23 protein-coding genes and 2 tRNA genes are annotated in these 26,278 nt (G+C 58.5%); 22 read left to right on the top strand and 3 right to left on the bottom strand.

Annotated features, from left to right (window positions below):
- Positions 1–196 precede the first annotated feature (196 nt).
- The 14 genes from aspS (at position 197) to nadA (ending at position 11,361) form a co-directional block, all read left to right on the top strand.
- Positions 197–2,005: an aspartate--tRNA ligase gene (gene aspS, locus NLK58_RS03965; RefSeq protein WP_117617371.1), complete on the top strand. Its 1,809-nt coding sequence runs from the start codon at positions 197–199 to the stop codon at positions 2,003–2,005.
- An 81-nt stretch (positions 2,006–2,086) separates the two neighbouring features.
- Positions 2,087–2,614 (top strand): crossover junction endodeoxyribonuclease RuvC, encoded by a 528-nt coding sequence (gene ruvC / locus NLK58_RS03960; RefSeq protein WP_117617370.1) that lies wholly within the window; start codon positions 2,087–2,089, stop codon positions 2,612–2,614.
- A gap of 30 nt (positions 2,615–2,644) precedes the next feature.
- Complete coding sequence (gene ruvA / locus NLK58_RS03955) at positions 2,645–3,274, top strand: Holliday junction branch migration protein RuvA (protein ID WP_117617369.1); 630 nt, start codon at positions 2,645–2,647, stop codon at positions 3,272–3,274.
- A 131-nt stretch (positions 3,275–3,405) separates the two neighbouring features.
- Complete coding sequence (gene ruvB, locus NLK58_RS03950) at positions 3,406–4,437, top strand: Holliday junction branch migration DNA helicase RuvB (protein WP_117620262.1); 1,032 nt, start codon at positions 3,406–3,408, stop codon at positions 4,435–4,437.
- Complete coding sequence (locus NLK58_RS03945; protein WP_117617368.1) at positions 4,430–4,891, top strand: YbgC/FadM family acyl-CoA thioesterase; 462 nt, start codon at positions 4,430–4,432, stop codon at positions 4,889–4,891. Before ruvB ends, NLK58_RS03945 begins: the two co-directional genes overlap by 8 nt.
- A gap of 3 nt (positions 4,892–4,894) precedes the next feature.
- A complete protein-coding gene (gene tolQ, locus NLK58_RS03940) occupies positions 4,895–5,584 on the top strand; it encodes a protein TolQ (RefSeq protein ID WP_117617367.1) in 690 nt (229 codons plus the stop codon).
- A gap of 46 nt (positions 5,585–5,630) precedes the next feature.
- Positions 5,631–6,077 carry a protein TolR gene (gene tolR, locus NLK58_RS03935; protein WP_117617366.1) on the top strand — a complete coding sequence of 149 codons (447 nt, stop codon included), beginning with the start codon at positions 5,631–5,633 and terminating at the stop codon, positions 6,075–6,077.
- Between the two features lie 79 nt (positions 6,078–6,156).
- The gene (tolA, locus tag NLK58_RS03930; RefSeq protein ID WP_341582764.1) at positions 6,157–7,146 is read left to right on the top strand and encodes a cell envelope integrity protein TolA; all 990 of its coding nucleotides are present in this window, start codon (positions 6,157–6,159) and stop codon (positions 7,144–7,146) included.
- 16 nt (positions 7,147–7,162) lie between these two features.
- Positions 7,163–8,476 (top strand): Tol-Pal system beta propeller repeat protein TolB, encoded by a 1,314-nt coding sequence (gene tolB / locus NLK58_RS03925; protein WP_117617364.1) that lies wholly within the window; start codon positions 7,163–7,165, stop codon positions 8,474–8,476.
- 68 nt (positions 8,477–8,544) lie between these two features.
- The gene (pal, locus tag NLK58_RS03920; protein ID WP_117617363.1) at positions 8,545–9,114 is read left to right on the top strand and encodes a peptidoglycan-associated lipoprotein Pal; all 570 of its coding nucleotides are present in this window, start codon (positions 8,545–8,547) and stop codon (positions 9,112–9,114) included.
- 16 nt (positions 9,115–9,130) lie between these two features.
- Positions 9,131–9,877, top strand: coding sequence for a tol-pal system protein YbgF (gene ybgF / locus NLK58_RS03915; protein ID WP_117617362.1), 747 nt, complete (start codon positions 9,131–9,133; stop codon positions 9,875–9,877).
- Between the two features lie 85 nt (positions 9,878–9,962).
- A tRNA-Lys gene (locus tag NLK58_RS03910) sits at positions 9,963–10,038 on the top strand.
- A 69-nt stretch (positions 10,039–10,107) separates the two neighbouring features.
- A tRNA-Lys gene (locus NLK58_RS03905) sits at positions 10,108–10,183 on the top strand.
- Positions 10,184–10,299: 116 nt separating this feature from the next.
- Positions 10,300–11,361, top strand: coding sequence for a quinolinate synthase NadA (gene nadA, locus NLK58_RS03900; RefSeq protein WP_117617361.1), 1,062 nt, complete (start codon positions 10,300–10,302; stop codon positions 11,359–11,361).
- On the opposite strand, the gene NLK58_RS03895 is transcribed toward nadA, so the two are convergent.
- Positions 11,362–12,762 carry a M48 family metalloprotease gene (locus tag NLK58_RS03895; protein ID WP_376788078.1) on the bottom strand — a complete coding sequence of 467 codons (1,401 nt, stop codon included), beginning with the start codon at positions 12,760–12,762 and terminating at the stop codon, positions 11,362–11,364.
- A gap of 243 nt (positions 12,763–13,005) precedes the next feature.
- Here NLK58_RS03895 and NLK58_RS03890 point away from each other — a divergent pair, with 243 nt between their 5' ends.
- Together NLK58_RS03890 and NLK58_RS03885 are read left to right on the top strand one after the other, a co-directional pair.
- The gene (locus tag NLK58_RS03890) at positions 13,006–13,233 is read left to right on the top strand and encodes a sulfurtransferase TusA family protein (protein ID WP_303286436.1); all 228 of its coding nucleotides are present in this window, start codon (positions 13,006–13,008) and stop codon (positions 13,231–13,233) included.
- A 16-nt stretch (positions 13,234–13,249) separates the two neighbouring features.
- Complete coding sequence (locus NLK58_RS03885) at positions 13,250–14,329, top strand: AI-2E family transporter (RefSeq protein WP_303286434.1); 1,080 nt, start codon at positions 13,250–13,252, stop codon at positions 14,327–14,329.
- 7 nt (positions 14,330–14,336) lie between these two features.
- On the opposite strand, the gene NLK58_RS03880 is transcribed toward NLK58_RS03885, so the two are convergent.
- A complete protein-coding gene (locus tag NLK58_RS03880) occupies positions 14,337–14,804 on the bottom strand; it encodes a peroxiredoxin (RefSeq protein WP_303286432.1) in 468 nt (155 codons plus the stop codon).
- 74 nt (positions 14,805–14,878) lie between these two features.
- On the opposite strand from NLK58_RS03880, the gene dapA reads away from it, so the two are divergent.
- The 5 genes from dapA (at position 14,879) to NLK58_RS03855 (ending at position 19,466) form a co-directional block, all read left to right on the top strand.
- Positions 14,879–15,757 (top strand): 4-hydroxy-tetrahydrodipicolinate synthase, encoded by an 879-nt coding sequence (gene dapA / locus NLK58_RS03875; RefSeq protein ID WP_341582107.1) that lies wholly within the window; start codon positions 14,879–14,881, stop codon positions 15,755–15,757.
- A gap of 131 nt (positions 15,758–15,888) precedes the next feature.
- On the top strand, positions 15,889–16,890 hold the full coding sequence (gene bamC / locus NLK58_RS03870) for an outer membrane protein assembly factor BamC (protein ID WP_339750310.1): 1,002 nt from the start codon (positions 15,889–15,891) through the stop codon (positions 16,888–16,890).
- Between the two features lie 45 nt (positions 16,891–16,935).
- The gene (purC, locus tag NLK58_RS03865) at positions 16,936–17,649 is read left to right on the top strand and encodes a phosphoribosylaminoimidazolesuccinocarboxamide synthase (RefSeq protein ID WP_303286429.1); all 714 of its coding nucleotides are present in this window, start codon (positions 16,936–16,938) and stop codon (positions 17,647–17,649) included.
- Between the two features lie 32 nt (positions 17,650–17,681).
- Positions 17,682–18,410 carry a TIGR04219 family outer membrane beta-barrel protein gene (locus NLK58_RS03860; RefSeq protein WP_341582106.1) on the top strand — a complete coding sequence of 243 codons (729 nt, stop codon included), beginning with the start codon at positions 17,682–17,684 and terminating at the stop codon, positions 18,408–18,410.
- Between the two features lie 48 nt (positions 18,411–18,458).
- Positions 18,459–19,466: an NAD-dependent epimerase gene (locus NLK58_RS03855; RefSeq protein ID WP_117617352.1), complete on the top strand. Its 1,008-nt coding sequence runs from the start codon at positions 18,459–18,461 to the stop codon at positions 19,464–19,466.
- Between the two features lie 42 nt (positions 19,467–19,508).
- Here the strand turns inward: NLK58_RS03855 and NLK58_RS03850 are convergent, their stop codons facing one another.
- Positions 19,509–24,731, bottom strand: a complete 5,223-nt coding sequence (locus NLK58_RS03850) for a GH36-type glycosyl hydrolase domain-containing protein (RefSeq protein WP_341582105.1) — start codon at positions 24,729–24,731, stop codon at positions 19,509–19,511.
- Positions 24,732–24,862: 131 nt separating this feature from the next.
- On the opposite strand from NLK58_RS03850, the gene NLK58_RS03845 reads away from it, so the two are divergent.
- Positions 24,863–26,158, top strand: a complete 1,296-nt coding sequence (locus NLK58_RS03845) for an IS4 family transposase (protein ID WP_341581325.1) — start codon at positions 24,863–24,865, stop codon at positions 26,156–26,158.
- The last annotated feature ends 120 nt before the right edge of the window (positions 26,159–26,278 follow it).

The following is a 26,278-nucleotide window of genomic DNA, read 5'->3' as shown; positions in this document are numbered from 1 at the left end:
TGGTCGCAACATTTTTTGAGCGGGCACGAACAACGTAGCGCCGGGTGTGGTGGGCTTTTCCGAAACCTTGCGGAGCCATGGATGGCGGAGCAGAGCGTACAGGGACGTATTCACAGCGTGTTTCGGAAAAGCCCACCACACCCGGTGCGGCATTAAAGCACCAAATTTGAACACATTAAACGTAACGGGAACCGGTATGCGCAGTCATTATTGCGGTGGGATCAACGAATCCCACATTGATCAGGAAGTCACACTTTGCGGATGGGTCCACCGCCGCCGTGACCACGGTGGGGTTATCTTCCTGGATCTGCGGGATCGGGATGGTATGTCTCAGGTGGTTGTCGACCCTGATACCCCTGAAAGCTTTGCCCTGGCGGAGAAAGTCCGTAGCGAGTTTGTGATCAAGGTTACCGGTCGCGTGCGTCGTCGTCCCGCCGGGACCGAGAACAACAACATGCCCACCGGGCAGGTTGAGCTGCTGGGCAAGGAGTTGAGTATCCTGAATGCCGCCGCAACGCCGCCGTTCCCGCTGGACGAGCATGTGGATGTTGGTGAGGACGTTCGCCTGCGTTACCGTTATGTGGACCTGCGCCGTCCGGAGATGATCAACCGTCTGCGTTTCCGCTCCCGGGTAACCAGCTACATTCGTAACTACCTGGACAGTAACGGCTTCATGGATGTGGAAACCCCCATCCTGACCCGAGCCACACCCGAAGGCGCCCGTGATTACCTGGTACCCAGCCGTACCCACGAGGGTTCGTTCTTTGCGCTGCCTCAGTCTCCCCAGCTGTTCAAACAGCTGCTCATGGTGTCTGGCGTTGACCGTTACTACCAGATTGCCAAGTGCTTCCGGGACGAAGACCTGCGGGCGGACCGTCAGCCGGAATTCACCCAGGTGGATATCGAGGCCTCCTTCATTGATGAAGAGATCCTGATGGGCCTGAACGAGGACATGATCCGCTCCCTGTTCAAGGATGTGCTGGATGTCGATCTTCCGTCCTTCCCGCAAATGCCGTATGCCGAGGCCCTGCAGCGCTACGGCAGCGACAAGCCGGACCTTCGTATTCCGCTGGAGCTGCTGGACGTGAATGATCTGGTCGAGGGTGTGGACTTCAAGGTGTTCGCCGGCCCGGCCAAAGACCCGAAAGGCCGTGTTGCCGCCCTGCGTGTACCCAAAGGTGGCGAGCTGACCCGCAAGCAGATTGACGATTACACCAAATTCGTCGGTATCTACGGTGCCAAGGGTCTGGCTTACATCAAGGTCAACGACCTGTCCAGGGGCGTAGAGGGTTTGCAGTCTCCGATCATCAAGTTCCTGGGTGATGATGTTGCCCTTGCGATTATGGAGCGGGTGGGTGCTGAAGATGGAGACATCGTTTTCTTCGGCGCCGACAAAACCAATGTTGTGAACGAAGCCCTTGGCGCGCTGCGTATCAAGGTTGGTCACGATCTGGACATGCTGACCTGCGAGTGGGCACCGCTGTGGGTTGTGGATTTCCCGATGTTCGAGGAAACCCCGGACGGTGGTCTGACGGCGATTCACCACCCGTTCACTGCGCCTTCCTGCAGCCCGGAAGAGCTGGCGGCAGATCCGGCCAACGCGTTGTCCCGTGCCTACGACATGGTCCTGAACGGTACCGAGCTGGGTGGTGGGTCGATCCGTATCCATGACGAGAAAATGCAGGAAGCGGTGTTCCGCATCCTGGGTATCGGCGAGGAAGAAGCGCGGGCCAAGTTCGGCTTCCTGCTCGACGCCCTGAAGTTCGGTTGCCCGCCCCATGGTGGTCTGGCCTTTGGCCTGGACCGTTTGGTGATGCTGATGACCGGCGCTACGTCCATTCGTGACGTGATCGCTTTCCCGAAAACCCAGACCGCTACCTGTCTGATGACTCAGGCGCCGGGCGAAGTGGACGAGAAACAGCTGCGCGAACTGCACATCCGTTTGCGTAAGCCGGCAAAGCCGGTGGAAGGCAACAAGGCCGAAGCAGGCGAGGGTAAAGACTAAGTTGGGAACAACGGGCGCGAGGCCTTACGCTCTGCGCCCGGGCGACCGTCAGAGTCGCTGTGACCAGACAGAGGCATTGATGTGGCGATAATTCTGGGCGTTGATCCCGGATCGAGGATTACCGGTTACGGCGTCATCCGTGTGGAAGGTCGGCACATCGAATACATCGACAGTGGCTGCATCCGCGTGGGTGAGAAACCCATGGCAGAGCGCCTGCAGACCATTTTCCAAAGTCTGGCCACGCTGATCGGCGAGTATCGTCCGGAAGAATTTGCCATCGAGCAGGTGTTCATGGCGCGCAATCCCGATTCGGCCCTGAAACTGGGCCAGGCCAGGGGGGCAGCTATCGTCAGTGCCGCCAACAGCGGCCTCGCGGTTCACGAGTATTCCGCCCGACAGGTCAAACAGGCCGTTGTCGGCAAGGGTGGGGCAGACAAGTCCCAGGTCCAGCACATGGTCCAGGTGCTGCTTTCACTCTCACGCAAACCTCAGGCGGACGCGGCCGATGCGCTGGCAATTGCGATGTGTCATGCCCACATGAGTCAGAGTATCCTGCGGTTGGCCAGTGGTGCCGGAAAGGTTCGAAGCGGTCGCGTGCGACAACAGTAAACTGCTCACAAGAGCCACAGGAGATACCCCTTGATTGGTCGTATCCGAGGTATTCTGGTTGAAAAGGCTCCGGGCCAGGCGCTGATAGAGTGCGCCGGTCTTGGCTACGAAATCGACATTCCCTACACCACCTTCTTTCATCTGCCCGAAACGGGCGATGAAGTTACCCTTCACACCCATTTTGCCGTCCGGGAAGATGCCCAGAGTCTCTACGGCTTTGCCTCTCGGCTGGACCGGAACCTGTTTCGCCTGTTGATCAAGGTTAATGGTGTGGGGCCAAAACTGGCGGTGGGCATTCTTTCCGGCCTTGATGCCCGGCAGTTTATCCGCTGCGTGGAAAACCGGGACTCCGCCTCGCTGGTCAAGCTGCCTGGGGTTGGCAAGAAGACGGCTGAGCGGCTTCTTGTTGAAATGACCGACCGGATAGGGCAACTTGAAGGGCAATTCGTGCCAACGTCGCCTGATACGACAGGATTGGGGCAGGTGGCCGGACATGCGGCGTCTGCCGGGCCGGGGGCGACAGAGGAGGCGGAAGCCGCGCTGATTGCGCTGGGGTACAAGCCCCAGGAAGCGGCCAAGGCCATCAGCAAGGTGGCAGAGGAGGGCATGACCAGCGAGACCCTGATCCGGCTGGCCCTTCGCAACATGATACCGGCCTGATCACCGACACCTGTCGCGAACCTGTAGAGAGCGTAACGTGACACCCTCAAAGCCCTTTGTACAATTGGGGCAGCCTGGAACCGCGGGCGAAGGTGAGGCACGATGTTGATTCCCACACTATGGGTGATGCCATGATCGAATCCGACCGGTTGATTTCGGCCCGGGCCGGTGAATACGAAGAAGTGCATGACAGGGCGATTCGCCCGGCCTTACTGGCCGAATACGTTGGCCAGCCGACGGTCCGTGAGCAGATGGATATTTTTATTTCAGCTGCCCGTGGGCGCCAGGAAGCTCTGGACCATGTGCTGATCTTCGGCCCACCCGGTCTTGGTAAAACCACCCTCGCCAATATCATTGCCAACGAGATGGGTGTGTCCATCAAGACAACCTCGGGCCCGGTTCTGGAGAAGGCCGGGGATCTGGCGGCGATGCTGACCAACCTTGAAGAAGGCGACGTTCTCTTTATTGACGAGATCCACCGCCTCAGCGCTGCTGTGGAAGAAGTGCTGTATCCGGCCATGGAAGATTACCAGTTGGACATCATGATCGGTGAAGGCCCGGCCGCCCGTTCAATCAAGCTGGATCTGCCGCCGTTTACCCTGGTAGGGGCCACCACCCGTGCCGGTTTGCTGACATCGCCATTGCGGGACCGCTTCGGCATTGTTCAGCGCCTGGAGTTCTACAACACTGAAGATCTCACCAGTATTATTATCCGATCCGCCCGCCTGTCTTCTGTTTCTATCGATGAAGCCGGTGCGTTCGAGATTGCACGCCGGTCACGGGGCACCCCGCGGATCGCCAACCGTCTGTTGCGCCGGGTCCGTGATTTTGCCGAAGTCCGCTTCGATGGTCGTATCACCTCTGACATCGCCGATCAGGCCCTGAACATGCTGAAAGTGGACAGTCAGGGCTTCGACCATATGGACCGCCGGCTGTTGCTGGCGATGATTGAAAAGTTTGATGGTGGCCCTGTGGGCGTGGAGAGCCTTGCCGCCGCCATCAGTGAGGAGCGGGGCACAATCGAGGATGTGCTCGAACCCTTCCTGATCCAGCAGGGCTACATGCTGCGTACGCCGAGGGGCCGCATGGTCACCTCCAACGCCTACCAGCATTTCGGGGTTGTCCCTCCGAAATCGGGCAGGGAGGGCGATCTTTTTGGTTGAACAGTCGGTAGAAGCGAGTTTTGAATTGCCGGTCCGGGTCTATATCGAAGACACGGACGCGGGAGGCATCGTATTCCATGCCAAATATCTTCATTACATGGAGCGGGCCCGAACCGAGTGGGTGCGCAGTTGTGGCGTCGGTTTGAGAGCGGGTCTTGCCGAAAACATCAGCTATGTCGTGCAGAGGCTGTCCATCCACTACTCTGTAGCGGCGAAGCTCGACGACGAACTGCTGGTAACTGCTGAGCCAGTGGCTTTCGGCCGGGTGTGGATGGACTTCAGGCAGAGAGTCAGTCGCGCGGCAGACAGGAAACTGCTCTGTGACGGTGAAGTGCGGGTTGCCTGTGTCTCTCTGGACACCGGCCGGCCCCGTCGCCTGCCGGACAATATGCAGGAACTGCTGGCCAGAAATGTCCAGCCTCCTGAAACAACTAACAGAATGAGTCAGGAGTAAGAGGTGGATTCAGAACTTTCAGTCTGGTACCTGATTGCAAACGCAGGTGTATTGGTGCAGTTGGTCATGCTTTTGCTGGCCCTGGCATCAATTATGTCCTGGGCGCTTATTTTTCAGCGCCTTCAGGTGTTCCGACAAGCCAAGCGGGCGCAGCTGGCATTTGAGGAGCGTTTCTGGTCTGGTATGGATCTCGGCCAGTTGTACCGGGAAGTGAATGCTGAACCGACACCGTTTTCCGGTATGGAATCGCTGTTTCGAGCCGGCTTCAAGGAATTTTCCCGGCTGCGCCAGCAAAGCCGCGATGCCGATGCCGTGATGGAAGGCACTCAGCGGGCAATGCGTGTTGCCTTCTCCCGCGAGCAGGAGCGCCTGGAGGCCCATCTTCCGTTTCTGGCAACGGTCGGCTCGACAAGCCCCTATGTGGGTCTGTTCGGGACCGTGTGGGGCATCATGAATTCATTTCGCGGCCTGGCCCAGGTGCAGCAGGCGACTCTGGCAACCGTTGCCCCGGGTATTTCCGAAGCCCTGATTGCAACCGCTATGGGTCTGTTTGCGGCAATTCCGGCGGTTATCGCCTACAACCGCTTCTCCGCCATGTCCGATGCGTTGCTGAAGAATTATGAAACCTTTGCTGATGAGTTCTCCAGTATTCTTCATCGCCGCGTTCACCAGACTGAAAAGAGCGCCGCGTGATGGCTACACCTTTTGAGGGTAGGAGTCGGGGCAGGAGCGAAAGTTTATGAAAGGCATGGGAATGATGCCGGAACAACGGCGAAAGCCAATGTCGGAAATCAATGTGGTTCCGTACATTGACGTGATGCTGGTGCTGCTGATTATTTTTATGGTTACCGCGCCGATGCTGACTCAGGGCGTCAAGGTGGACCTGCCACAGACCACCGCTGATCCGATTCAGGCGGATAAAGACGTCGAGTCGGTAATCGTTTCAGTGGACGCTAACGGTGCCTACTACGTGGAAGTGGGCGATAAGGGCAGCGATCCGATGTCGCTGGCCGAAGTCCGGGAGCAGATCGCCAAAATTCTGTCTCAGCGCTCCTCCAGTGAAATTCTGGTCCGTGGCGATGAATACGTTGAATATGGCACGGTTGTCCGTCTGATGGCGGAATTGCAGGGTGCCGGTGCCAGCAGTATTGGCCTGATCACTGAATCACCCCGGGACGACAAGTGACACCGGTGCGGGCAGGAGTGTTGTGAGAGATAACCAGCGCGAAGTAACCACAACCGGAGTGCCGCCCTGGAAGTCGCCAGTGGTGCTTTCGGTAACGCTTCATGTGCTGATCGTCGGTATTGCACTGACAGGCTGGTCCTGGAGCTCGCCGGAACACGAACCGCCGCCCAGAAGTATCTCGGCACGCCTGATCACGCAGCAGGAACCAGAGCCAAGCCCGGTCGTGGATCCGGTAGATCAGCAAAAACGTGACGAAGAACGCAGGGCCGAGGAACAGCGCAAGCAGGCAGAGGCCGAGAAGCGACGCCAGGAAGAAAAGGCACGGCGGGTTGCCGAGCAGAAGCAGCGCGAAGAGGAGAAGCGGCTCCAGCAACACCAGCAACAGAAGGAGCGTGAGCAACAGGAAGCCGAGGCGAGGGAACGGGAGGCCCGGAAAGCCCGTGAAGAGGAAGCCGCCCGTCAAAAAGCCGAGGCTGAGGCGAAAGAGCGCGAACGCCAGAAAGCTGAGGAAGAAAAGCGGCGGCAGGAAGAGGCCAGAAAGAAGGCTGAGGAACAGAAGCGCCGGCAGGAAGAACAGCGCAAGCGTGAAGACGCGGAGCGCAAGCGCCAGGAAGAGTTGGCGCGCCAGGAGGCTGAACGTAAGCGCCTTGAGGCGGAACGGAAGCTCCGGGAGCAGCAGTTGGAAGCTCAGGCAGATGAAGCCCGGCGAGCTCGCGAGGCGGAGGCTCGCCGCCAGCAAGAGGCGGCAGCAGCAAAGGCCAGAGAAGCGCAAATGCTGTCCGAGAGTGAAAAGTATCAGGCTCTGATACGGGAAAGGCTCAGTCAGGCCTGGTATCCGCCGTCGTCGGCCACGGAGGAGATGACAGCGCGGTTGCAGATCACGCTGCTGCCCACGGGTGAACTTGCCAGTGTGAAACTGGTCAGCAGCAGTGGCAATACCGCTTTCGACAATTCAGCTCTGGGCGCTGTACGCTCCCTGAGTCGTTACCCAATACCCAACGAGCGTGATACGTTTGAACGGTATTTCCGGCAGTTTACGATTGAGTTCAACCCACGCAGGTTGAGATAAGGATACGGATAACACCATGACACAGGGGATTTGGTACAACCCGTCAAAGACAATTCTGGCAGCAATCGCTCTGGTATTCGTAGCTGTTTCAGGCGTGCGGGCAGAACTGCTAATCCGGATAACCGAGGGTGCAGATTCCGCCATACCTGTCGCTGTGGTTCCATTCGCCGAGTCCGGTCAGATGCCCGCCGGAGACAAGGTCAGCAGTATTGTTCAGGCGGACCTCACCATGACAGGCGAATTTCGCGCCCTGTCACCGGAAAAGATGCTGAGTCTGCCATCCAGGCGGGAAGAAGTGTATTTCCGGGACTGGCGTTTGCTAGGCCAGCGTTACGTGCTTGTTGGCGGGCTCAGCCGCAGTGGCGACCGGGTTCAGGCCCGCTACGAGCTCTTCGACGTAAACCGCGAGGAGCGGATTCTCGGAGAAACGGCGGCGGCGCCCGCCTCCAACATGCGCTCCCTGGCCCACCACATCAGCGACAAGGTCTACGAAGCGATTACCGGCGTGCCCGGGGTATTCTCGACCCAGCTTGCCTTTGTGACTCTGGATGCCGCCGGTGGCAAGCCGCGCTACCGTTTGCAGGTAAGCGATGTGGATGGCAAGCGGGCCCGCATCCGGCTGGAAAGTCAGGAGCCAATCCTCTCGCCGGCCTGGTCGCCGGATGGTAAAAAGCTGGCTTATGTCTCCTTTGAAACCGGAAAGCCGGTGATATTCGTGCATGAACTTGCCTCTGGCAAGCGTACCAAGGTTGCGGATTTTCCGGGCCTTAACTCGGCGCCCGCCTGGTCTGATGATGGCAGGTCGCTGCTGATGACGCTTTCCAGGGACGGTAATGCGGAGATTTACCGCATGAATCTGGAGACCCGTCAGCTGACCAAGCTGACCAACCATTGGGCGATCGATACCGAAGCGAACTGGGACGCCAGTGGCAAAGGAATTTTCTTTACCTCCGACCGTTCGGGGGGCCCCCAGATCTATCATATGGAAACACCCGGTGCCGAACCCCGGCGCATTACCTTTGGTAGCCGTTACAACGCCCGCCCGCGGGCCGATAGCAACGGAGAATTTGTCTATTACGTACATCAGCGTGACAGCGCGTTTCACATTGCCCGTACAGACCTTGAGACCGGGGAGGAAACCATCCTCACCCGGACAGAGTCTGACGAATCTCCAAGTGTTGCCCCTAATGGCAGGATGCTGATCTATGCAACCGACCAGAATGGCACCAGCGTGCTTACCGTCATATCGTCGGATGGCGGGGCTGCATACAGTCTTCCGGGCTCTGAGGGGGAGGTTCGGGACCCGGCCTGGGGGCCTCTGGTTCGCTGATTGCCATAGCCCGACCGGCTTCGGTAATTGTTCAAGAAATAACGTCAATCAACTGAAAGGAAAAGATTATGAAGTTTTCAGCTCAATCCAAGGCATTTGCACTTTTACTCTCCGTAGGCCTGGTTGCAGGCTGTAGTTCGACCGGCGGAACCGCGGAAGACGGCGAGTACGGCTCAGACGTCGGGGCTGTGGATCAGGAAGGCGGTTCTACCGTGTACGGCGGTGATGATCAGCGTGGCGTTTCCTCCTCTGCAATGACAGAAAAAGAGCGTATGGCCGCCCGTGAGCAGGCCGAGCAGGCAGCGCTGCGTGATATTACCGTGTTTTATTTTGATTTCGATACTGCGGAAATCAAGCCCGAAGCCCGTGACGTCCTGGTGGCCCATGCCCGCTACCTGGCCAACAATCCGGGCCGGAATGTTCGTCTGGAAGGCCACGCTGACGAGCGCGGCACCAAGGAGTACAACCTGGCCCTCGGTGAGCGCCGTGCCAACGCAGTTCAGCGCTTCCTGATTGTGAATGGTGCTTCACGGGGACAGATTGAAACCGTAAGCTATGGCGAAGAGAAGCCGGCAGTGATGGGTTCCAGTGAAAGTGCGTGGGCCCAGAACCGTCGTGTGGAACTCGTATTTGAGTAATCACACAGGAAGGACCATGAGACAAACACTCATGGCGACAGTGTTGCTCCCGCTTGCCTTCGGGCAGGCGGGGGCAGCCCTGGCGCAATCAGCTCAGAACGCTCAGCGTAGCGCCAACAACAGCCAGGCCACGGCTGAGCTGTTCTACATGATCCAGCAGCTTCAGGGCGAAGTCAGGCGCCTCCAGGGTGAAGTGGAGGAGCAAAGGCATCTGATTAACCGCCTGCAGGAACAGGGGCGCGACCGGTATATTGACCTGGATCAGCGTATCCTGGACCTGTCTGAGAAGTTGGCTTCGCAACCGGCTCCTGAGCCCTCAGCAGGCCCGAATCCGGCCACTTCCGGTTCGGCCCCGGCAGTCAGGGAGTATCGCCAGCCCGGTGCCGAAGAGCGCAAGGCCTACGAACAGATTCAGGATCTTATCCGCAACCAGAAGAAATATGATGAGGCCATCAGCCGGATTTACGAGTTTATCGATAAGTATCCGGAAGGCGACCTTACCGTAAACGCCTATTACTGGCTGGGTGAGGTTTATCTGGTCAAGCCGCAGCTGGAACAGGCGAAGCAGGCATTCACCATTGTTGCCACCCGTTTTGCCGATCACCGGAAAGCGCCGGATGCGCTTTACAAGCTCGGCGTGACTCATGATCGCCTGGGTGAAAAGGCTGAAGCGCAGCGCCGTATGAAAATGGTGATTGAGGATTACCCCGCCAGTAGTGCTGCAGACCTGGCAAGGAAGTATCTGGCGTCAGGAAACATCTGAGCTCTCCGTACGGGAAAAATGTTGAGAAACCTGAAAAAAAGGGGTTGATCAGCGGCCAAAAATCATTACTATATGCGCCTCGTTTGGGTCGTTAGCTCAGTTGGTAGAGCAGTTGGCTTTTAACCAATTGGTCGAAGGTTCGAATCCTTCACGACCCACCAATTACGAAATACCGGATGGGCTGAATCGTTCGGTATGGATTGAGGCCACAGGCTTTGATCAACAGTCATGGGTCGTTAGCTCAGTTGGTAGAGCAGTTGGCTTTTAACCAATTGGTCGAAGGTTCGAATCCTTCACGACCCACCAAATAACAGAAGCCTCCGGGTTTTTGTGAAAAAAGAGCCTTAGGGCTCTTTTTTTTTGCGTATACGATCTTACCTAGGTAATACTCCCCCCTGAAAATGCAACACAGAGATGCCGTAATGACACACGCTGAAGACCGTATCCTTGTTCAGGAACATCTGGCCCATGCCGCCGAGCCGAAGCCGCTCAGCGCCAGCGAAAAGGCTGACCTGGAAGCCCGTATCAAGTCCGCCCTGAAAACTGAGGATGCGGTGCTTGTGGCGCATTACTACACGGATCCGGACATTCAACGCCTTGCCGAAGAGACCGGCGGCTGTGTCGCCGATTCCCTGGAAATGGCCCGGTTTGGTAATCAGCATCCGGCGTCGACGGTGGTGGTGGCCGGTGTTCGCTTCATGGGGGAGACCGCCAAGATCCTGAATCCGGAGAAGCGGGTGCTGATGCCTACGCTTGAGGCGACCTGCTCCCTGGACGTCGGTTGTCCGGAAGACGAGTTCTCGGAGTTCTGTGACCAGCATCCGGATCGTACCGTAGTGGTTTATGCCAACACATCTGCTGCAGTCAAGGCGAGGGCAGACTGGGTAGTTACCTCAAGCTGTGCCCAGGCCATTGTCGAAGATCTTGACGCCCGCGGCGAGAAAATTCTCTGGGCGCCGGACAAACACCTGGGACATTACGTTCAGAAGACGACCGGTGCCGACATGTTGCTCTGGGATGGTTCCTGTATTGTCCATGAGGAATTCAAATACCGTGGCCTGGAAGATCTCAAGGCGCTCTACCCTGATGCCGCCGTGCTGGTGCACCCGGAGTCTCCGGATGCGGTCGTGGAAATGGCCGACGTGGTGGGTTCAACGTCCCAGTTGATACATGCGGTCCAGACGCTGCCAAATGAGAAGTTCATTGTTGCCACTGACAATGGCATCTTTTACAAGATGCAGCAACTGGCACCGAACAAGACGCTGATTGAAGCACCAACGGCCGGTAATGGCGCTACCTGTCGCAGCTGCGCCCATTGTCCGTGGATGGCGATGAACGGTCTGGAAAACCTGTTGCACGTACTGGAGCAGGGTGATCAGGAAGTTCATGTGGACCCGGCCCTGCGGGAGCGGGCGCTAAGGCCGCTGCAGCGTATGCTCGATTTTACCGCAAATACGAACCTGAAAGCCGCAGGCAACGCCTGATCAGTTGTTGAAGTGGGCGTTCAGGCGGCTGGTGATTTCTGCCAGCCGTTCGGTTACGACCTGCCTCTGGGGCGCGCCTGCGGGAAGTTTCTCCTGTGCCTGCCTCAGTTGTCGCTGTGCGGCCTCCAGATCCCCCATGAGGACGTCGTATTCCGCGCGGGCCCGATGCACGCCCACGATGTTCCGTGCCATACCCTCGGCCTCGGCGAGCTTCAGCCAGAGCTGCTCCTGGCCCGGCAGCTTGCGGGTTAGTTGCTTGAGGTGTTCGGCCGCCGCGAGGCCGTTGCCGTCGGCAATTTCGGTTTCGGCCAGGGCGTAGGTAATCGGATAATTGCCCGGATTTCTTGCCAAGGCTCCCATGAGGATCGCCCTGGCGTCGTCTGGTCGGTTCTGGGCAAGCCGCACCTCCGCCAGTGACACCTGGAAGGTGATCCTCCCGGGATTTCCTGCCAGCAGGTCGTTCAGGATGTCAGCGGCCTTTTCATACTGCCTGTCTTCCGTGTACGCGACCGCCAGACCATACCGGATGGCGTCGTTTCGCTGCGCATCCGGCTGCTTAAGGTAGCCTTCGAAGGTTTCGACCGCGATCTCCGGAGAGGGGGCGTAACGAACCTGCAGGCGGCTGCGCATCAGATGATACTCCTGCCCGTCCCGGATATCTTCATCGGGATACTGTTCGGCACGGTTTCGGGTGTCTGCGACCCGGCTCTGGGTCAGGGGGTGCGTGGACAGGTACTCGGGCGGCCGGTTTCCCTGCATCCGGTTCTGACGCATCATGATTTCAAACATCTCCGGCATTCCGCTGGGATCCATCCCGGCGGTGGCCAGTATGTCCAGGCCAACCCGGTCCGCTTCCTGCTCGTTGGCCCGGCTGTAGGCAAGCATGTTCTGGACCGCCAGGGCCTGGGTGCCGGCAATGGCGGCAATCCCGATATCGGACTGGGTGACTGCTGACAGTATGATTCCTGCAATCATCCCCGCAAGGGTCAGGGGCGCGCTGGTTTCCTGCTGTTGCATGCGGCGGGCGAAATGCCGCTGGCTGAGGTGCGCAAGTTCATGGGCCAGTACCGATGCAAACTGCTGCTCGGTTGCGGCGTTGAGGAAAAGGCCTCCGTTCACCCCGACGATACCGCCTGGCACGGCAAAGGCATTAATGGCCGGGCTGTCGATCAGTGTCAGCGTAAGATCGCGGTTCTGAAGCGGGGCGGAAGGTACCAGCCGGTATATAATGGCACTCAGGTAATCGTAAACCAGTGGGTCCGTGATGCGTGGTGTCGAGCGACGAATGGAGATCATCACCTGCTGGCCGATATCCGATTCCTGCTGGCCCGCGATCAGGCCGCCACCGTTGCCGCCAATACTGGGGAGTCTGCTTTCCTGGGCGCGGGCTGGCAGGGACATGATCAGCAGTGTGAGGGTAAGCAGCGCGGCGCTTCCGAACGTCAGGAATGCCCGATGGCGGGATTGGTCTGGAATCATGTAGTGCCGGTTGCCTTTGGTCTGAATCGCCGGTTGGACAGCGGGTTACGATAAAAAGTTCTTATCCCCTCCTTGAAGAGGATTGTGATGCAATACATTATCACTGTCGGCATAATGCCTGCTTGTTAAATCCGCTTATAGTGACTGTGATGGTGCCTCGTTTGTATGGTTGACCGATCCCTCGATGCCTCCGGGCTGCGTTGCCCGATGCCGCTGCTGAAAACCAAACTGGAACTGAACACCATGGCGCCCGGTGAGGAGCTCGAAGTTATCGCCACCGACGCCGGCTCTGCCCGGGACATCCCGGCGTTTTTGAAGCTTTCCCGGCATACACTGATGAGCAGCTCTGAGGCCGCCGGGCAATACCGGTTTGTGATAAAGTGCGGCGGCTAATATTTCGGAGTTGTCAATGATCAGGACGTTACGCGGTCTCGCGCATAAATATTTTTCGGATGAAGAAGCGGTCATCCTGTTCCTGATTCTGGTAACAGGAACAGTCTTTGTTATCTGGTTTGGTGCCATGCTGGCCCCGGCCATCGCTTCGCTCATCATCGCCTTTATTTTGCAGGGGCTGGTCACCAAGCTCAACAGGCTTGGCATTCCCGAGATGGTCTCCATCCTCGGTGTGTTCCTGGTGTTCCTTGGCGTGCTTGTGGGTTTCCTGTTCGGTCTGCTGCCGCTGATCTGGGTTCAGCTCAGCGCCCTGGCCGGGGAGGCACCACGGATTATCCGCGAGCTGCAGTCCTACCTTGAGCTGTTGCCGGAGCAGTACCCGCATCTGATTTCATCTGACGCTGTCGGTGCGGTTTACCAGCAGGTCAGCACCGAAGTGGGCCAGTTCACTCAATGGCTGGTGTCCTTTTCATTGTCCAGTATTCCGGATCTGGTGGCGTTGCTGATCTACATGGTACTGGTGCCCATCCTGGTGTTTTTCTTCCTGAAAGACCGGGAGATCCTGCTTGGCTCCATTGCCAGGCTGCTTCCGCCCCAGCGCCCGATGATGCTGACGATCTGGCACGAGGTAAACCTGCAGTGCGCCAATTATGTTCGCGGCAAGGCGCTGGAAATTGTCATAGTCGGCGGAGCAACCTACATCGCCTTCAAGCTGCTCGGAATGCCCTATGCCGCGCTGCTGTCCCTGCTGGTTGGCTTGAGCGTGGTGATTCCCTACATCGGAGCCGCGGTAGTGACAATTCCCGTGGCGGTAATCGCACTGTTTGCCTTCGGCTGGGGCAGCCAGTTTATCTGGCTGATGGCCGTTTACGGAATCATCCAGGCCCTGGACGGCAATGTGCTGGTTCCGGTGCTGTTCTCGGAAGTGAACAACCTGCATCCGGTCGCCATCATCGTGGCGGTGCTCTTTTTCGGGGGCATCTGGGGCCTGTGGGGTGTCTTCTTTGCCATTCCGCTCGCCACCATGCTCAAGGCTGTGTTTTCCGCCTGGCCGGTGAAGGAGTCCGTTCCTTCGCCGGATAGCGAAAAGGTCTGAATGGCGCTCAAAGCCCCTTCACAGTCTCCAGCACTTCATCCGCGTGGCCCTTTACCCTGACGCCACGCCATTGGGCTCTCAGCACACCTTCCTGATCGATCAGGAAGGTGCTGCGGTCGATCCCCGTGTATTCCTTGCCATACAGCTTTTTGAGTTTGATGACATCAAAGAGCTTGCACAACGCCTCGTCCTTGTCGGAAATTAGGTGGAAAGGAAGCTCGTGTTTTGCCCTGAAATTCTCGTGTGCTTTCAGTCCATCCCGTGACACCCCCAGAATCTCGGTGTCCAGTTCTTCAAACTGTTTCATTCGGTCGCGGAAGTCCTGGCCTTCAGTGGTGCAGCCGGGGGTGTTGTCTTTCGGATAAAAATAAATAACGACATTCCGCCCTTTGAGATCGTCCAGGCGAATGGTCTGGTCGCCCGTGGCCGCGGCTTCAAAATCCGGAACAGGTTTGTTTAACTCGACGGATGGCATGACATCTCCTTTAATTCCCTTGTGTCAGTTCGTGCTCAACATTACCATATCGGTTTTATTCGGACGGAGCTTTTATGATTACGGGTAGCCTTGTCGCACTGGTCACGCCCATGCATCCAGACGGTGAAATTCACTGGGAGGATCTGGACAAACTGGTCGACTTTCATATGGAAAACGGCACGCACGGTATTGTCGCTGTCGGTACCACCGGCGAGTCCGCAACGCTTGATCCGCAAGAGCATTGCCGGGTTGTCGGCCACATCATTAAACGCGTGAACGGCCGGATTCCGGTTATTGCGGGTACCGGTGGGAACAGCACCCGCGAAGCCATTGAGCTGACCACCGAAGCCCATAAGCTGGGTGCCGATGCCTGCCTGCTGGTGGTGCCATACTACAACAAGCCGACCCAGGAAGGCCTGTACCGGCACTTCAAGGCGATTGCCGAAGCCGTCCCGGGCATCAGCCAGATGCTCTACAACGTGCCGGGCCGGACCGCCTGTGACATGCTGAACGAGACCGTACTGCGACTGGCGGATATTCCCAATATTGTGGGTATTAAAGATGCAACCGGCAACATACCCCGGGGTGCCGAACTGATTGAGGCTCTGGACGGGCGCCTTGCGGTCTACTCCGGCGACGACGCCACAGCCGCGGAACTGATGCTTGCCGGCGCCAAAGGCAATGTCTCCGTTACCGCTAACGTTGCTCCGAAGAGTATGTCGCGGCTGTGCGAAGCGGCGATTGCAGGCAATCGTGAGGAAACAGAGCGCCTCAACGAGTTGCTGATGCCGCTCAACCGGAAGCTGTTCCTGGAAGCCAACCCGATTCCCGTGAAATGGGCATTGCATCGAATGGACATGATCGGCGAAGGCATTCGCCTGCCGCTGACACCGCTCAGTGAAAAGTTCCACAGCGAAGTGGAAGATGCTCTCAAGGCCTCAGGTGTACTCTGAGTTTGCTGAAATCGTCCCCGACCCGGAGTAACCAGATGCAGGTTCTACAAGGAACCGGTAATACCTTCATGGCTAAACCCGTTGTTGTATTGTGCGGGCTGTTGCTTGTGGCAACAGTCTCCGGATGCGGTATGATTGAAGACCGATCCGAGCATTATGTAAATGCCAGGGAAGGGCAACCGCTGGAACTCCCGGAAACGGCCGATGGTTCCCGTTTCAGCCAAGCCATGCCAATCCGTGACGTCCGACTGGCCGACGCCAGCAAAATGTATCCAACCGAGATTCCCCGGCCACCGGATATGACCTCCGATATCCTCGATGAGAATTATGTGATCGAAGAGCTTGATGGCAGCGTCTGGTTGCTGGTGAACGATGTGCCCGGCAGGATCTGGCCGGCAATGAGCACCTATCTGGCGGAACGCGGTCTTGGTGTTGGCTTCGACAGTCCGCAACTGGGAATTCTGCAGAGTGAACTGGCCAACTTCAGCAAGCGTGCCCGTGAGTTGGTGGAATTGTCTGACGATCCCTCGGCCGGAGAGCAGAAAGTGGTCCTTCAGGTCCGCATAACACCTGGCGTTCGGCGCAAAACCACGGAAATTCAGGTGCGTAAGCTGGAAGTTGCCGGTCAGCCGGACGAGCTGATTCCCTGGAGCGGCGCATCCGATCCTCCGGAGCAGGCTCTGGCCTTGCAGAAACGCCTGCTGGCGGACATGGGCGAATTTCTCAGGGTGCGGGAAGAGAGCAAATCCTTTTCCCGTGCCGCATCAGGGATGGCCAGGGATCCTGTGGTCCGCCTGATCTTGGAGAATGAAGAGGCCATTGCTATCCGTGTGGAGCTGGACTACGGCCGCGCCTGGGCGGAAGTCAGTCGCGCGCTTACGGATTCCGGCATCCCGGTTGTAGACCTGAACCGCACTGAAGGGTGGTTCCAGGTTGATTTCCGTACCGAAGATGAGCGCAGTCCGGGCTGGTTCAGTTGGTTCCGTGACAAGGAAGCCCCCAGGCATAGCCACACTGTGAACCTGAGCCAGCGTGATGATGCAATTGTCATTTCTGCCGAGCGCCTGCCGGATTACACGGGCAGCCGGTCAACGTCGGATCTGCTCACGCAACTGTTCGATTACCTATACTGATTCAGAAAGCGGCCACCTGATGCGACCGCTTTTCGGAGACTCCTGATGGAAAAACGTGAAGAACTCTATGCCGGCAAGGCGAAATCCGTCTACCGTACTGACGACCCTGAACGGTTCGTGATGGTATTCCGTGATGATACCTCTGCCTTTGATGGCGAAAAAAAGGAACAGCTGAACCGCAAGGGCATGGTGAACAACAGGTTCAATGCGTTCATCATGGAAAAGCTGGAAGCAGCGGGCGTGCCTACTCATTTCGAAGGGCTGCTGTCTTCCACCGAATCCCTGGTAAAAAAACTGGACATGATTCCGGTTGAGTGTGTGGTTCGCAACATCTCCGCCGGCAGTCTGTGTCGGCGTCTGGGTGTGGAAGAGGGCCAGGCGTTGACCCCGCCCACCTACGAGCTGTTTCTCAAGAACGATGCGCTTCATGACCCGATGGTCAACGAGTCATTGGCGATCAGTTTTGGCTGGGCAACAGCCGATGAACTGGCTCAGATGAAAGAGCTCACCTACAGGGTGAACGATGTGCTCAAGGCCCTGTTTGACGACGCCGGTATGCTGTTGGTGGACTACAAGCTGGAATTCGGTCGCAGTGAAGGGAAGATCTTGCTGGGGGATGAGTTCAGTCCGGACGGTTGCCGGATCTGGGACAGGGAAACCCGCAGGAAAATGGACAAGGACCGCTTTCGCCAGGGCCTGGGCGAGGTTATCGAGAGCTACGAGGAAGTCGGGCGCCGTCTGGGAATCCGGTTCGACTGATTGAAACTGACAACAAAATAGAAAGGTGGGTCATGCGTAAACTGATGCTTGCTGTGGGCGGTTCACTGATTCTGGTGGCGCCTTTGTCCCAGGCGGACGTGGTTGGTCTGGGTGCCAGTGTAAGTTACTGGGATTCCGATCTGTCCGGTAAGGCTGCGACGAACAACGATCTGGTCGATGTCGAAAACGACCTGAACCTGGGCGGCGATTCCACTGCCAACGCCTCGCTGTACCTGGAGCATCCGGTTCCGGTATTGCCGAATATTCGCATCAACTACACACGGGTTAAGCAGAGTGGCCGGGGTCAAGTTGGTCTGGTGGGCTTCGATGGTGTTACTGGTGATGTCCAATCCGATTTCGACCTTGAGCAACTGGACCTGACCCTGTATTACGAAGTACTCGATAACTGGGTTAACCTGGATCTAGGCCTGACCGCCCGTGATCTTGCCGGTGATCTCACAGTGCAGGAAGTAAATGGCCTGGCCACCAGCGAAACCAGCGTTGATGCCGTTATCCCCATGGGCTACCTTGCTGCCCGCTTCGACCTGCCGTTCACCGGCGTATCGGTGGGCACGGAAGGCAACTTCATCAGCTATGGCGGCGATTCGCTGCTCGATTTCAACGCCTACGGCCAGTATGAAATGGCAGTTCTGCGGTTCCGGGCCGGCTATCGCCAGATGTCCATCGATTACGAAGATGGCAACGACCGGCTGGATGTGGAAATTGGCGGGCCGTTTGTGAGTGCGGGCGTTTCATTCTGACACCGCCGTTTGGTTCAAAGGCCGGCATTTCGTTCAAAGGAGAGACACTTGAAGATTCTCGTAACCGGTACTGCGGGCTTTATTGGATCACACCTGGCTCACCGGCTGCTGGACAGGGGTGATGAGGTCATTGGCGTTGATAACGTCAATGATTATTACGATGTGAACCTGAAGGAAGCTCGCCTGGAACGGCTGACCAGCAAAGCGGGCTTTACCGAAGTCCGCGAGGATGTGTCTGACCGGGCCACCATGGAAGCGCTCTTCGCCAGGCAAAAGCCGGAGCGGGTAGTGCATCTGGCGGCGCAGGCCGGGGTACGTTACTCCATCGAGAATCCGAACGCCTATGTGGACGCCAATCTGGTTGGCTTCATGAACATCCTCGAGGGTTGCCGTCACAACGGTGTGAAACACCTGGTGTACGCCTCCAGCAGCTCCGTATACGGTGCCAACGAGACCATGCCCTTCTCGGTGCATGACAATGTGGACCACCCCCTGAGTCTCTACGCAGCCTCCAAGAAGGCCAACGAGCTCATGGCACACACCTACAGCCATCTGTACAACCTGCCGACCACCGGCCTTCGGTTCTTCACGGTCTACGGCCCCTGGGGCCGGCCGGATATGGCACTGTTCATCTTTACCAGGAAGATTCTGGCCGGTGAACCCATCGATGTCTTCAATCACGGCCACCACCGCCGGGATTTCACCTACATTGATGACATCGTGGAGGGCGTGATCCGCACCCTGGACCACGTAGCCGGGCCAAATCAGGGCTGGAGTGGCGAAACCCCTGATCCGGGCACGAGCAAAGCACCTTATCGCCTGTACAATATTGGCAGTAACAATCCGGTGGAGCTGTCTCGCTTTATCGAAATTATTGAACAGCGGATCGGGAAAAAAGCCGAGAAAAAGCTGTTGCCCCTTCAGCCCGGCGACGTGCCAGCCACCTACGCCAATGTTGATGACCTGATCGCAGATGTGGGCTACAAGCCATCGACCACGGTTGAAGAAGGTATTGCCAACTTTGTGGACTGGTATCGGGATTTTTACCGAGTCTGACTGTGCAGGTGATTGAAATATAAGTCTGGTTCCCACCACGCGTCATACATCAATCACGACTGCATGCTCGGCCCCATCATCCTGAAGTGCGATGCAGCTGGGTCCGTCGATGTCGGACGTTGATTCGGTGCGGCGTTGTACCGTGATGTGGTAGACGCTCTTGCCGAAGCGGTAGTCCAGGGTGTATCCCGGCCAGTGTGGCGGCAGGCATGGCGACACCCGCAGGTTATTGCCCACGCGCCGGATTCCGAGAATACCTTCGAGAATAAAACGGTAGAGCCAGCCGGCGGAGCCGGTGTACCAGGTCCAGCCACCGCGCCCGACATGGGGAGGCTCGCCGTAGATGTCGGCGGCCAGCACGTAGGGTTCCACCTGATAGTGCGCGATCCGCTCCGCGGAATCCCCGTGTCTGACCGGGTTCAGGCAGTCCAGCACAGCGCTGGCGCGCTCGGCATCGCCCAGGGCCGCGAATGCCAGCCCGACCCAACAGGCCGCATGGGTATATTGACCGCCATTTTCACGCACACCCGGTGGATAGGCGGCGATATAGCCGGGGTCAGGCTGGCCCTGACCCCGGCCGGTGAACGGTGGCGTAAACAGAAGCACCTGGCCCGGATCCGTCCTGACCAGTCGCTCCCAGACTGCTGTCATGGCGCTTCGGGTACGGTCGGGTTCGGCAACGCCGGATAAAACCGCCCAGGACTGGGGAATGGAATCAATCTCGCATGCCTTCTGCCCCGCGGAACCCATCGGAGTCTGGTCGTCGTAGTAAGCCCGCCGATACCAGTCTCCGTCCCAGGCCTGCTGATGAAGGGCGTCGGCCAGACCGGCTGCCCGGGCGCTGAGATTGTCCGCCGTGGCCTGGTCGCCCCGTCCAGTACAGACCTGCGCGAAGCGCTGAAGGGCCTGAATCAGGAACCAGCCCATCCAGACACTTTCGCCGCGCCCACCCAGGCCGACACGATTCATGCCGTCATTCCAGTCCCCGCCGCCAATCAGGGGCAGCCCATGGGGGCCCAGGCGGTTAGCACGCTCCAGTACCCGCAAGCAGTGGTCGTACAACGAACTGGTGGCCGTTGAAGATTCAAACTGCGCATACCGTTCCGCCTCGTTGTCGGCCAGCGGATCCCCCACAAGCCAGGGCACGGGTTCGTCCAGTAGCCCGGTGTCACCGGTGGTCTCCAGGTATTCGCTGACCACCAGGGGCAGCCAGACCAGGTCATCGGAAATCCGTGTGCGGACTCCCCGGGCGTGAGGTGGATGCCACCAATGCAGAACATCGCCTTCGGGGAATTGGCGGGCGGCGGCGGCAAGAATCTGGGCACGGCAGACATCCGGCCGGGCATGCAGCATGGCCATGGAGTCCTGCAGTTGATCGCGGAAACCGAACGCGCCGCTGGACTGGTAGAGGCCACTGCGACCGTGGATACGGCAGGCCAGGGTCTGGTAGAGCAGCCAACGATTGAAAATGAAAGCAACACCGTCGTCCGGGCAGGATAATGTCTGCGCGCCCAGTGCCTGCTCCCAGTATTGGTTGGTGGCTTCCCATGCGTTGGCGACGGCGTCAGGCTGCTGGTACTGGTTGAGCAGCGCCAGGGCGGCATCGAAACTGTTTTCGGCGCCAAGGAAGAAGGTCACAGTCTGCTCGCCGGATGCCAGCAGATCCACATGCACCTGAAGCGCGGCACAGGGGTCGCGTCCCGGTTCAACGCGGTTGGTCAAACCCACCCGCTTTAAAGCGGCCGGCTTCTCAAGACCGCGCTGGCGATCCAGGAATTCGCTGCGGTCGGTGGTGTAGCCGTGGACGGGAGTGTCGGTGGCGAGAAAGGCGATTTGCTCGGGCCAGTCGGGGTTATAGGGGTTGGCTGCGATCAGCGCGCGCTGCTCGGCAAGGAAAGCCGGCTGGATATACTGACTGGTATCTTCCCGGCGGGTGCCCAGAACCCATTCAGCGTAGTAAGTCAGCGTCAGGCGCCGCTGCCGGTCCGAGCGGTTGCGAAGGGTTACCTGGACGATCTTGAGTGAGTCGTCGGGCGGTACAAAGACGGTCATCCGACTCTCGATGTCATGGCGGATATGTTCAAAGCGGGTGTAACCGGCGCCATGGCTGACTCGGTAAGTGGACTCATGGGGCACCGGGTTGGAGGTCGGTGCCCACAAGGCGCCGGTCTCCTCATCCCGCAGGTAGAGGCATTCCCCCGGCTCATCCAGAGTAGGGTCGTTGCGCCAAGGCGTCAGACGGTTTTCGCCGCTGTTCTGGTACCAGCTGAAGCCGCCGCCGGATTCCGATAGGATCGAGCCGAAGGTCGGGTTAGCAAGCACGTTGATCCAGGGTGCTGGTGTCGGCGAGCGATGACTGACCGTGATTACGTATTCCCGGCCATCGGGCGTGAAGCCGCCATGGCCGTTATCGAAACGCAGAGGTGGCAGGGGCGGGAGTGACGGCGAGCTGATCGGTGGCAGGGCATTGAGCGGTCGTACCCGTAATCTTGGCAGAGGAGACTCACCGTGCTCCAGCGTACCGAGCGCTTGGGATAGCGACGCGGTCGTGGCATCCAGCACCACGTTTGCGGCGGTTTGTAACAGAACCACTTCTTCCTTGCCCAGCGCATCGGCAGTGAGTGGGTAAACGCCGCCACGGCTGCCGACAAAGGGCTCGGCATTGTGCTGGGCCAGCAACCGCCGGACGGTATCTTGCGTGGTGCCCTCGTAACCAGTGTCCCCGGTGTTCAGCAGGATCAGGTCAACCTTGAAGTTGCGTTTGCGCCAGAACGAGTGGATTTTCAGCAGCAGGTGGGCGGTTTCGAGATCCGCCTCACGACCGATGCGCACCAGCACAATGGGGAAATCGCCGGAGATGCCCACACCCCAAAGGTTGGCCTGCTGAAGTCGATTTGCCGCCAGTATCGGTACCGGCGCCCGAAGTTTCGGTTGGTTATACAGCAGCGCGGACGTTACGGCGGTCAGGGCACGGAATTCGTCGCTGCTGAGCTTGCTGCGCCAGAGCTCCCGGCTGGCCTGGGCCTGGCCCTCATCGAAGGTTCGCTGAACGCGCGGCCAGTAAGCAAATCGTGTGGCGGTAGCCAGCACATCGTCGCGGCTGTCTCCGACGATGCGCAGAAAGGCGAGCTGGATGGACGTTCCGGGTTCGATGTGGATGGTTTTCTGCAAGACGGCAACCGGATCAAGGGTGTATCCCAGCGAGCCGGAAAGAACCTCGCCTGTTTCCAGTGCCCGCGGATGAGCGATGGAACCGCCGCGACCGAGGAAGGCAGCCCGGTCCGTTTCCATGGCATCGGGTGTCAGAACACCAGACAGGCCCATGATGACCTCACCCACCACCGGTGCCTGGTCGTCCGGGTCCCTGGTGCGACGCTCAAACAGCAGCAGTGAACGGGCAGACACGTACTCTGAATGAACGAAAAGGTTGCCGAAGGCCGGATGCTGGCTATCGGCACGGGGGTCGGCCAACACAATTTCGGCGTAACTGGTGAATCTCAGGTGTCGCGACTGATCGCCGTGATTGGTGATCGTGACGCGTCGTAATTCAACGTCGTGCCAGGGTGACACCGTTATTTCGAGCGTTTGTATCAGGCTTTGGTCGTGGCGCTGGTACTCGGCGCAATGACTATGGAAACGCACATGCTCCCGGAGGCCCTGGCCTTTCGCCGGCGCTCGTGGAATAGACCAGATATCGCGGCTGCCGAGATCCTGAACATAGAGCCAGTTTCCCCATCGCTCAAGGGTGCTGTCCGGCCGCCAGCGGGTTATGGCGTCCGACTTCCAGTTGGTGCCACCGCCACCCCAGCTCGACGCCAGGACGTTCAGCCGGCCATTAGACAGCAGATGAACCCGTGGTGTCGGGCTGTCCAGGGGAATTTCCCAGGGCGTGATGGAAGGGGCTTCCTGAGTGCCTCTGACGCTGTCTTCTTCCTCGCTGTGGGTCGGGTATTCGATGTCTGCATCCAGATCGATCCGCTCCTGCAGAAAGAGTTCACAGGCCTCCACCCGCGGGTCCCGCGAAAATCGCGATATCGCGTGTTGCGGGCTCAGGGAAATACCCAGACTGATCAGCGACATGCCATGATGGTGGGCCATGTAGCTGCGCACGATGCTGTATGAGCTGCCCACATCCATCCGGCGTTCGGTGTAATCCAGCGCTTCGAAGAAGCCATAACGCCCCAGCATGCCCAGTTTCTCCAGGTGCCGGAGATTGTCGAAGGCGGCTTTTGGTCGCCAGAACAGGGCCAGAAAGGTTGCGTAGGGCGCGATGACCCAATCCTCGATTCCCTTGTTGCTTCGAAGCGACAGTTCCGGCACACCGAAAGCGTGGTAGGCGTAGTTCTGGGCACCGTCCAGCAGGTAGTAGCCCGATTCGGAGATGCCCCAGGGCAGGCCCCGGCTTGTGGCGTAGCGGATCTGGTGGTCAATGGCACCCCGGGCACTCAGACCGAGCAGTGTTGTTGCCGGCTCTCGCATCAGCAACTGGGGCATCAGGTACTCAAACATCGTACCGCTCCAGGACAGCAACAATGGCTGCCCTTGTTCACGGGTCAGCGGGCGCCCAAGGTGGACCCAGTGGTGGGCGGAAACATCGCCTTTGGCGATGGCCAGAAAACTGGCCAGACGGGCTTCCGAGGCAAGAAGATCGTAGGCGTTGTCGTCCAGTTTGCCCAGGTCCACGTTGTAGCCAATGCGGAACACTTTTTTTTCCCGGTCGTAGAGGAAGGCCATATCGGTATTATCGAACCAGCCCTCACAGGTATCGGCCAGCTGCTGGGCCGTCACAAGCAGGGAACTGGCGGCCTCGGCTGCTTGATTGATGTTGCCTGCAAGAGGTTGTAGCCAACGTTGCAGACTGGTGGTCAATGCTCCGTCCCGGCTGGGGGCCGTGAGCTGCTCAATCAAAGGCTGAAGCCGTGACTCCAGCGTGGTCAGCTCGTGGAAGGTCGGGGGTTGCAGGAGTGACTGCTCCAGTGACAGCCAGGCCCCATATTGCTCGGGCGTCAGTTCACCCTTGTCGATGGTTGGCCAGGTGTCCGGTGCCGACCACCAGGGCAGAAACTGATCACGGCTCTGAAACATGCGTTCGAGGTGATGGTGTGACCGCTCCAGCCAAAGCCCCATGTCGGCCAAAACCTCCGGTGGCAGCGATGGGGTTTCGAGCAAAACTTCCTGCACCGCCGGGTCCAGGCCCTTGACCAGACGGTTTGCCAGTGTCTCAATCAAACCGGGCCATTGCCGGGGCGCGAGGCGGACATCCATTACCCGTTTGCGAATATCCGCCAGCGCCCCAATGCCATCAACTTAAGACATTTCACTAAAAATATCATATAATTAGGGTCCACAAACCAACTCAGGAGTCACTGAATTGAGCCATAAATCCAATCCAACGGTTGACCCCACCAGCGAGATCCTGCTTAAAAATTGTACATAAATTAACCAGTTTGCTGGATAGCCCGGAATTCATTGCTACTCATCGCCAAAATGCGTGCGATTTCACCCGAAAACGCTATCTCACCTTCCGTAATCTGATCCTTTTTCTGCTTAACCAGCCTGGCAGTGCGCTTCAGACCGAGCTGGATCAATTTTTCCGTGTGCTCAACAACACGCCTTTCGAAAAACAGGTCGTCACCGCGCAGGCTTTCAGCAAAGCCCGCCGCAAGCTCAAGCCCTCCGCTCTGGTGGCGCTGAACGATGTGCTTCAAAACCAGCTGGATGAACTGGGCCTGCGCAGCACATGGTGCGGGCTGCGGCTGCTGGGCGTGGACGGCTCCGGTGTACACCTGCCGCTGGAGCAGCCCCTGGAAAACTTCTTCGGCAGTCACAGTGAGCTGCCCGTGGCGCGGCTGTCCATGCTCTATGATCTGTGCGACCAACAGACCCTGCATGGTCTGCTGATTACTCCGGATGTGGATGAGCGGGGCTGTGCCGCCATGCACCTGGAGTATGCGCCGGACAACAGCCTCCTGGTGTTTGACCGGGGCTACCCTGCTCATTGGCTCTTTGCCGCCCTGTTGCAGCGGAACCAGCATTTCCTCATGCGCCTGACTCTCAAGCACAACCCGGCCGTGAGGGACTTCGTGGCTTCCGGCAACAGCGAACAGACCCTCTGTTTCGCCTGCAAGGGCTGGCTGTCCCGAAAAGTCTGCGAGCAGGCCGGCGTCGATCCGGATACCGAGGTCACCCTGCGCCTGATCCGGGTGCTCCTGCCAGGCGGTGAGGTGGAAGTGCTGGCCACGTCACTGCTGGATACCCAGGCCTTCCCGGCCACCGAATTTGCGGGGCTCTACCACCGCCGTTGGGGGATCGAAACCGATTACCGGCGGCTCAAGCAGACCCTGACCCTGGACAACTTCAGCGGTCGCACCGCGACCGCGGCGCTTCAGGACTTCCACGCCAAGCTGCTGTTGAAAAACCTGGCCATGCTGATGCAGGTACTGCAGCAGCCCCGGATTGAGCAACAAACCCGACACCGCAAAAGGGGTTGGAAGGCGAACTTCACTCAGGGCGTGTCGCGCCTGAAAAACACCCTGGTGACGCTCCTGGTCGAGCCATGCGCCCACGCCATGGAGTGCCTGTTGACCCTGATCCGTAACAGCCTGACCGCCATCCGGCCCGGGCGAAGTTTTCCGCGCCAGCGCCGACGAAAAGCAACCCGCGGGTGCGAAGGCTACAAGCGCACTCGCTGAACCCGAAGGCTCCGGTCACGAGCGTATTGAATCCGACTCAAAGACTGCGTTTGGCGCTGGTCGGCTTTCGCTCGCCTCAAAGGTCGCCTTGACCTGCAATTCTTCTCCAATCCGCACCTC

The sequence above is a fragment of the Marinobacter metalliresistant genome (assembly GCF_038098645.1).
Taxonomy (GTDB): domain Bacteria; phylum Pseudomonadota; class Gammaproteobacteria; order Pseudomonadales; family Oleiphilaceae; genus Marinobacter; species Marinobacter metalliresistant.
The sequence above is the reverse complement of the archived record's forward strand: the minus strand, read 5'-3'. Positions and strand labels throughout refer to the sequence as shown.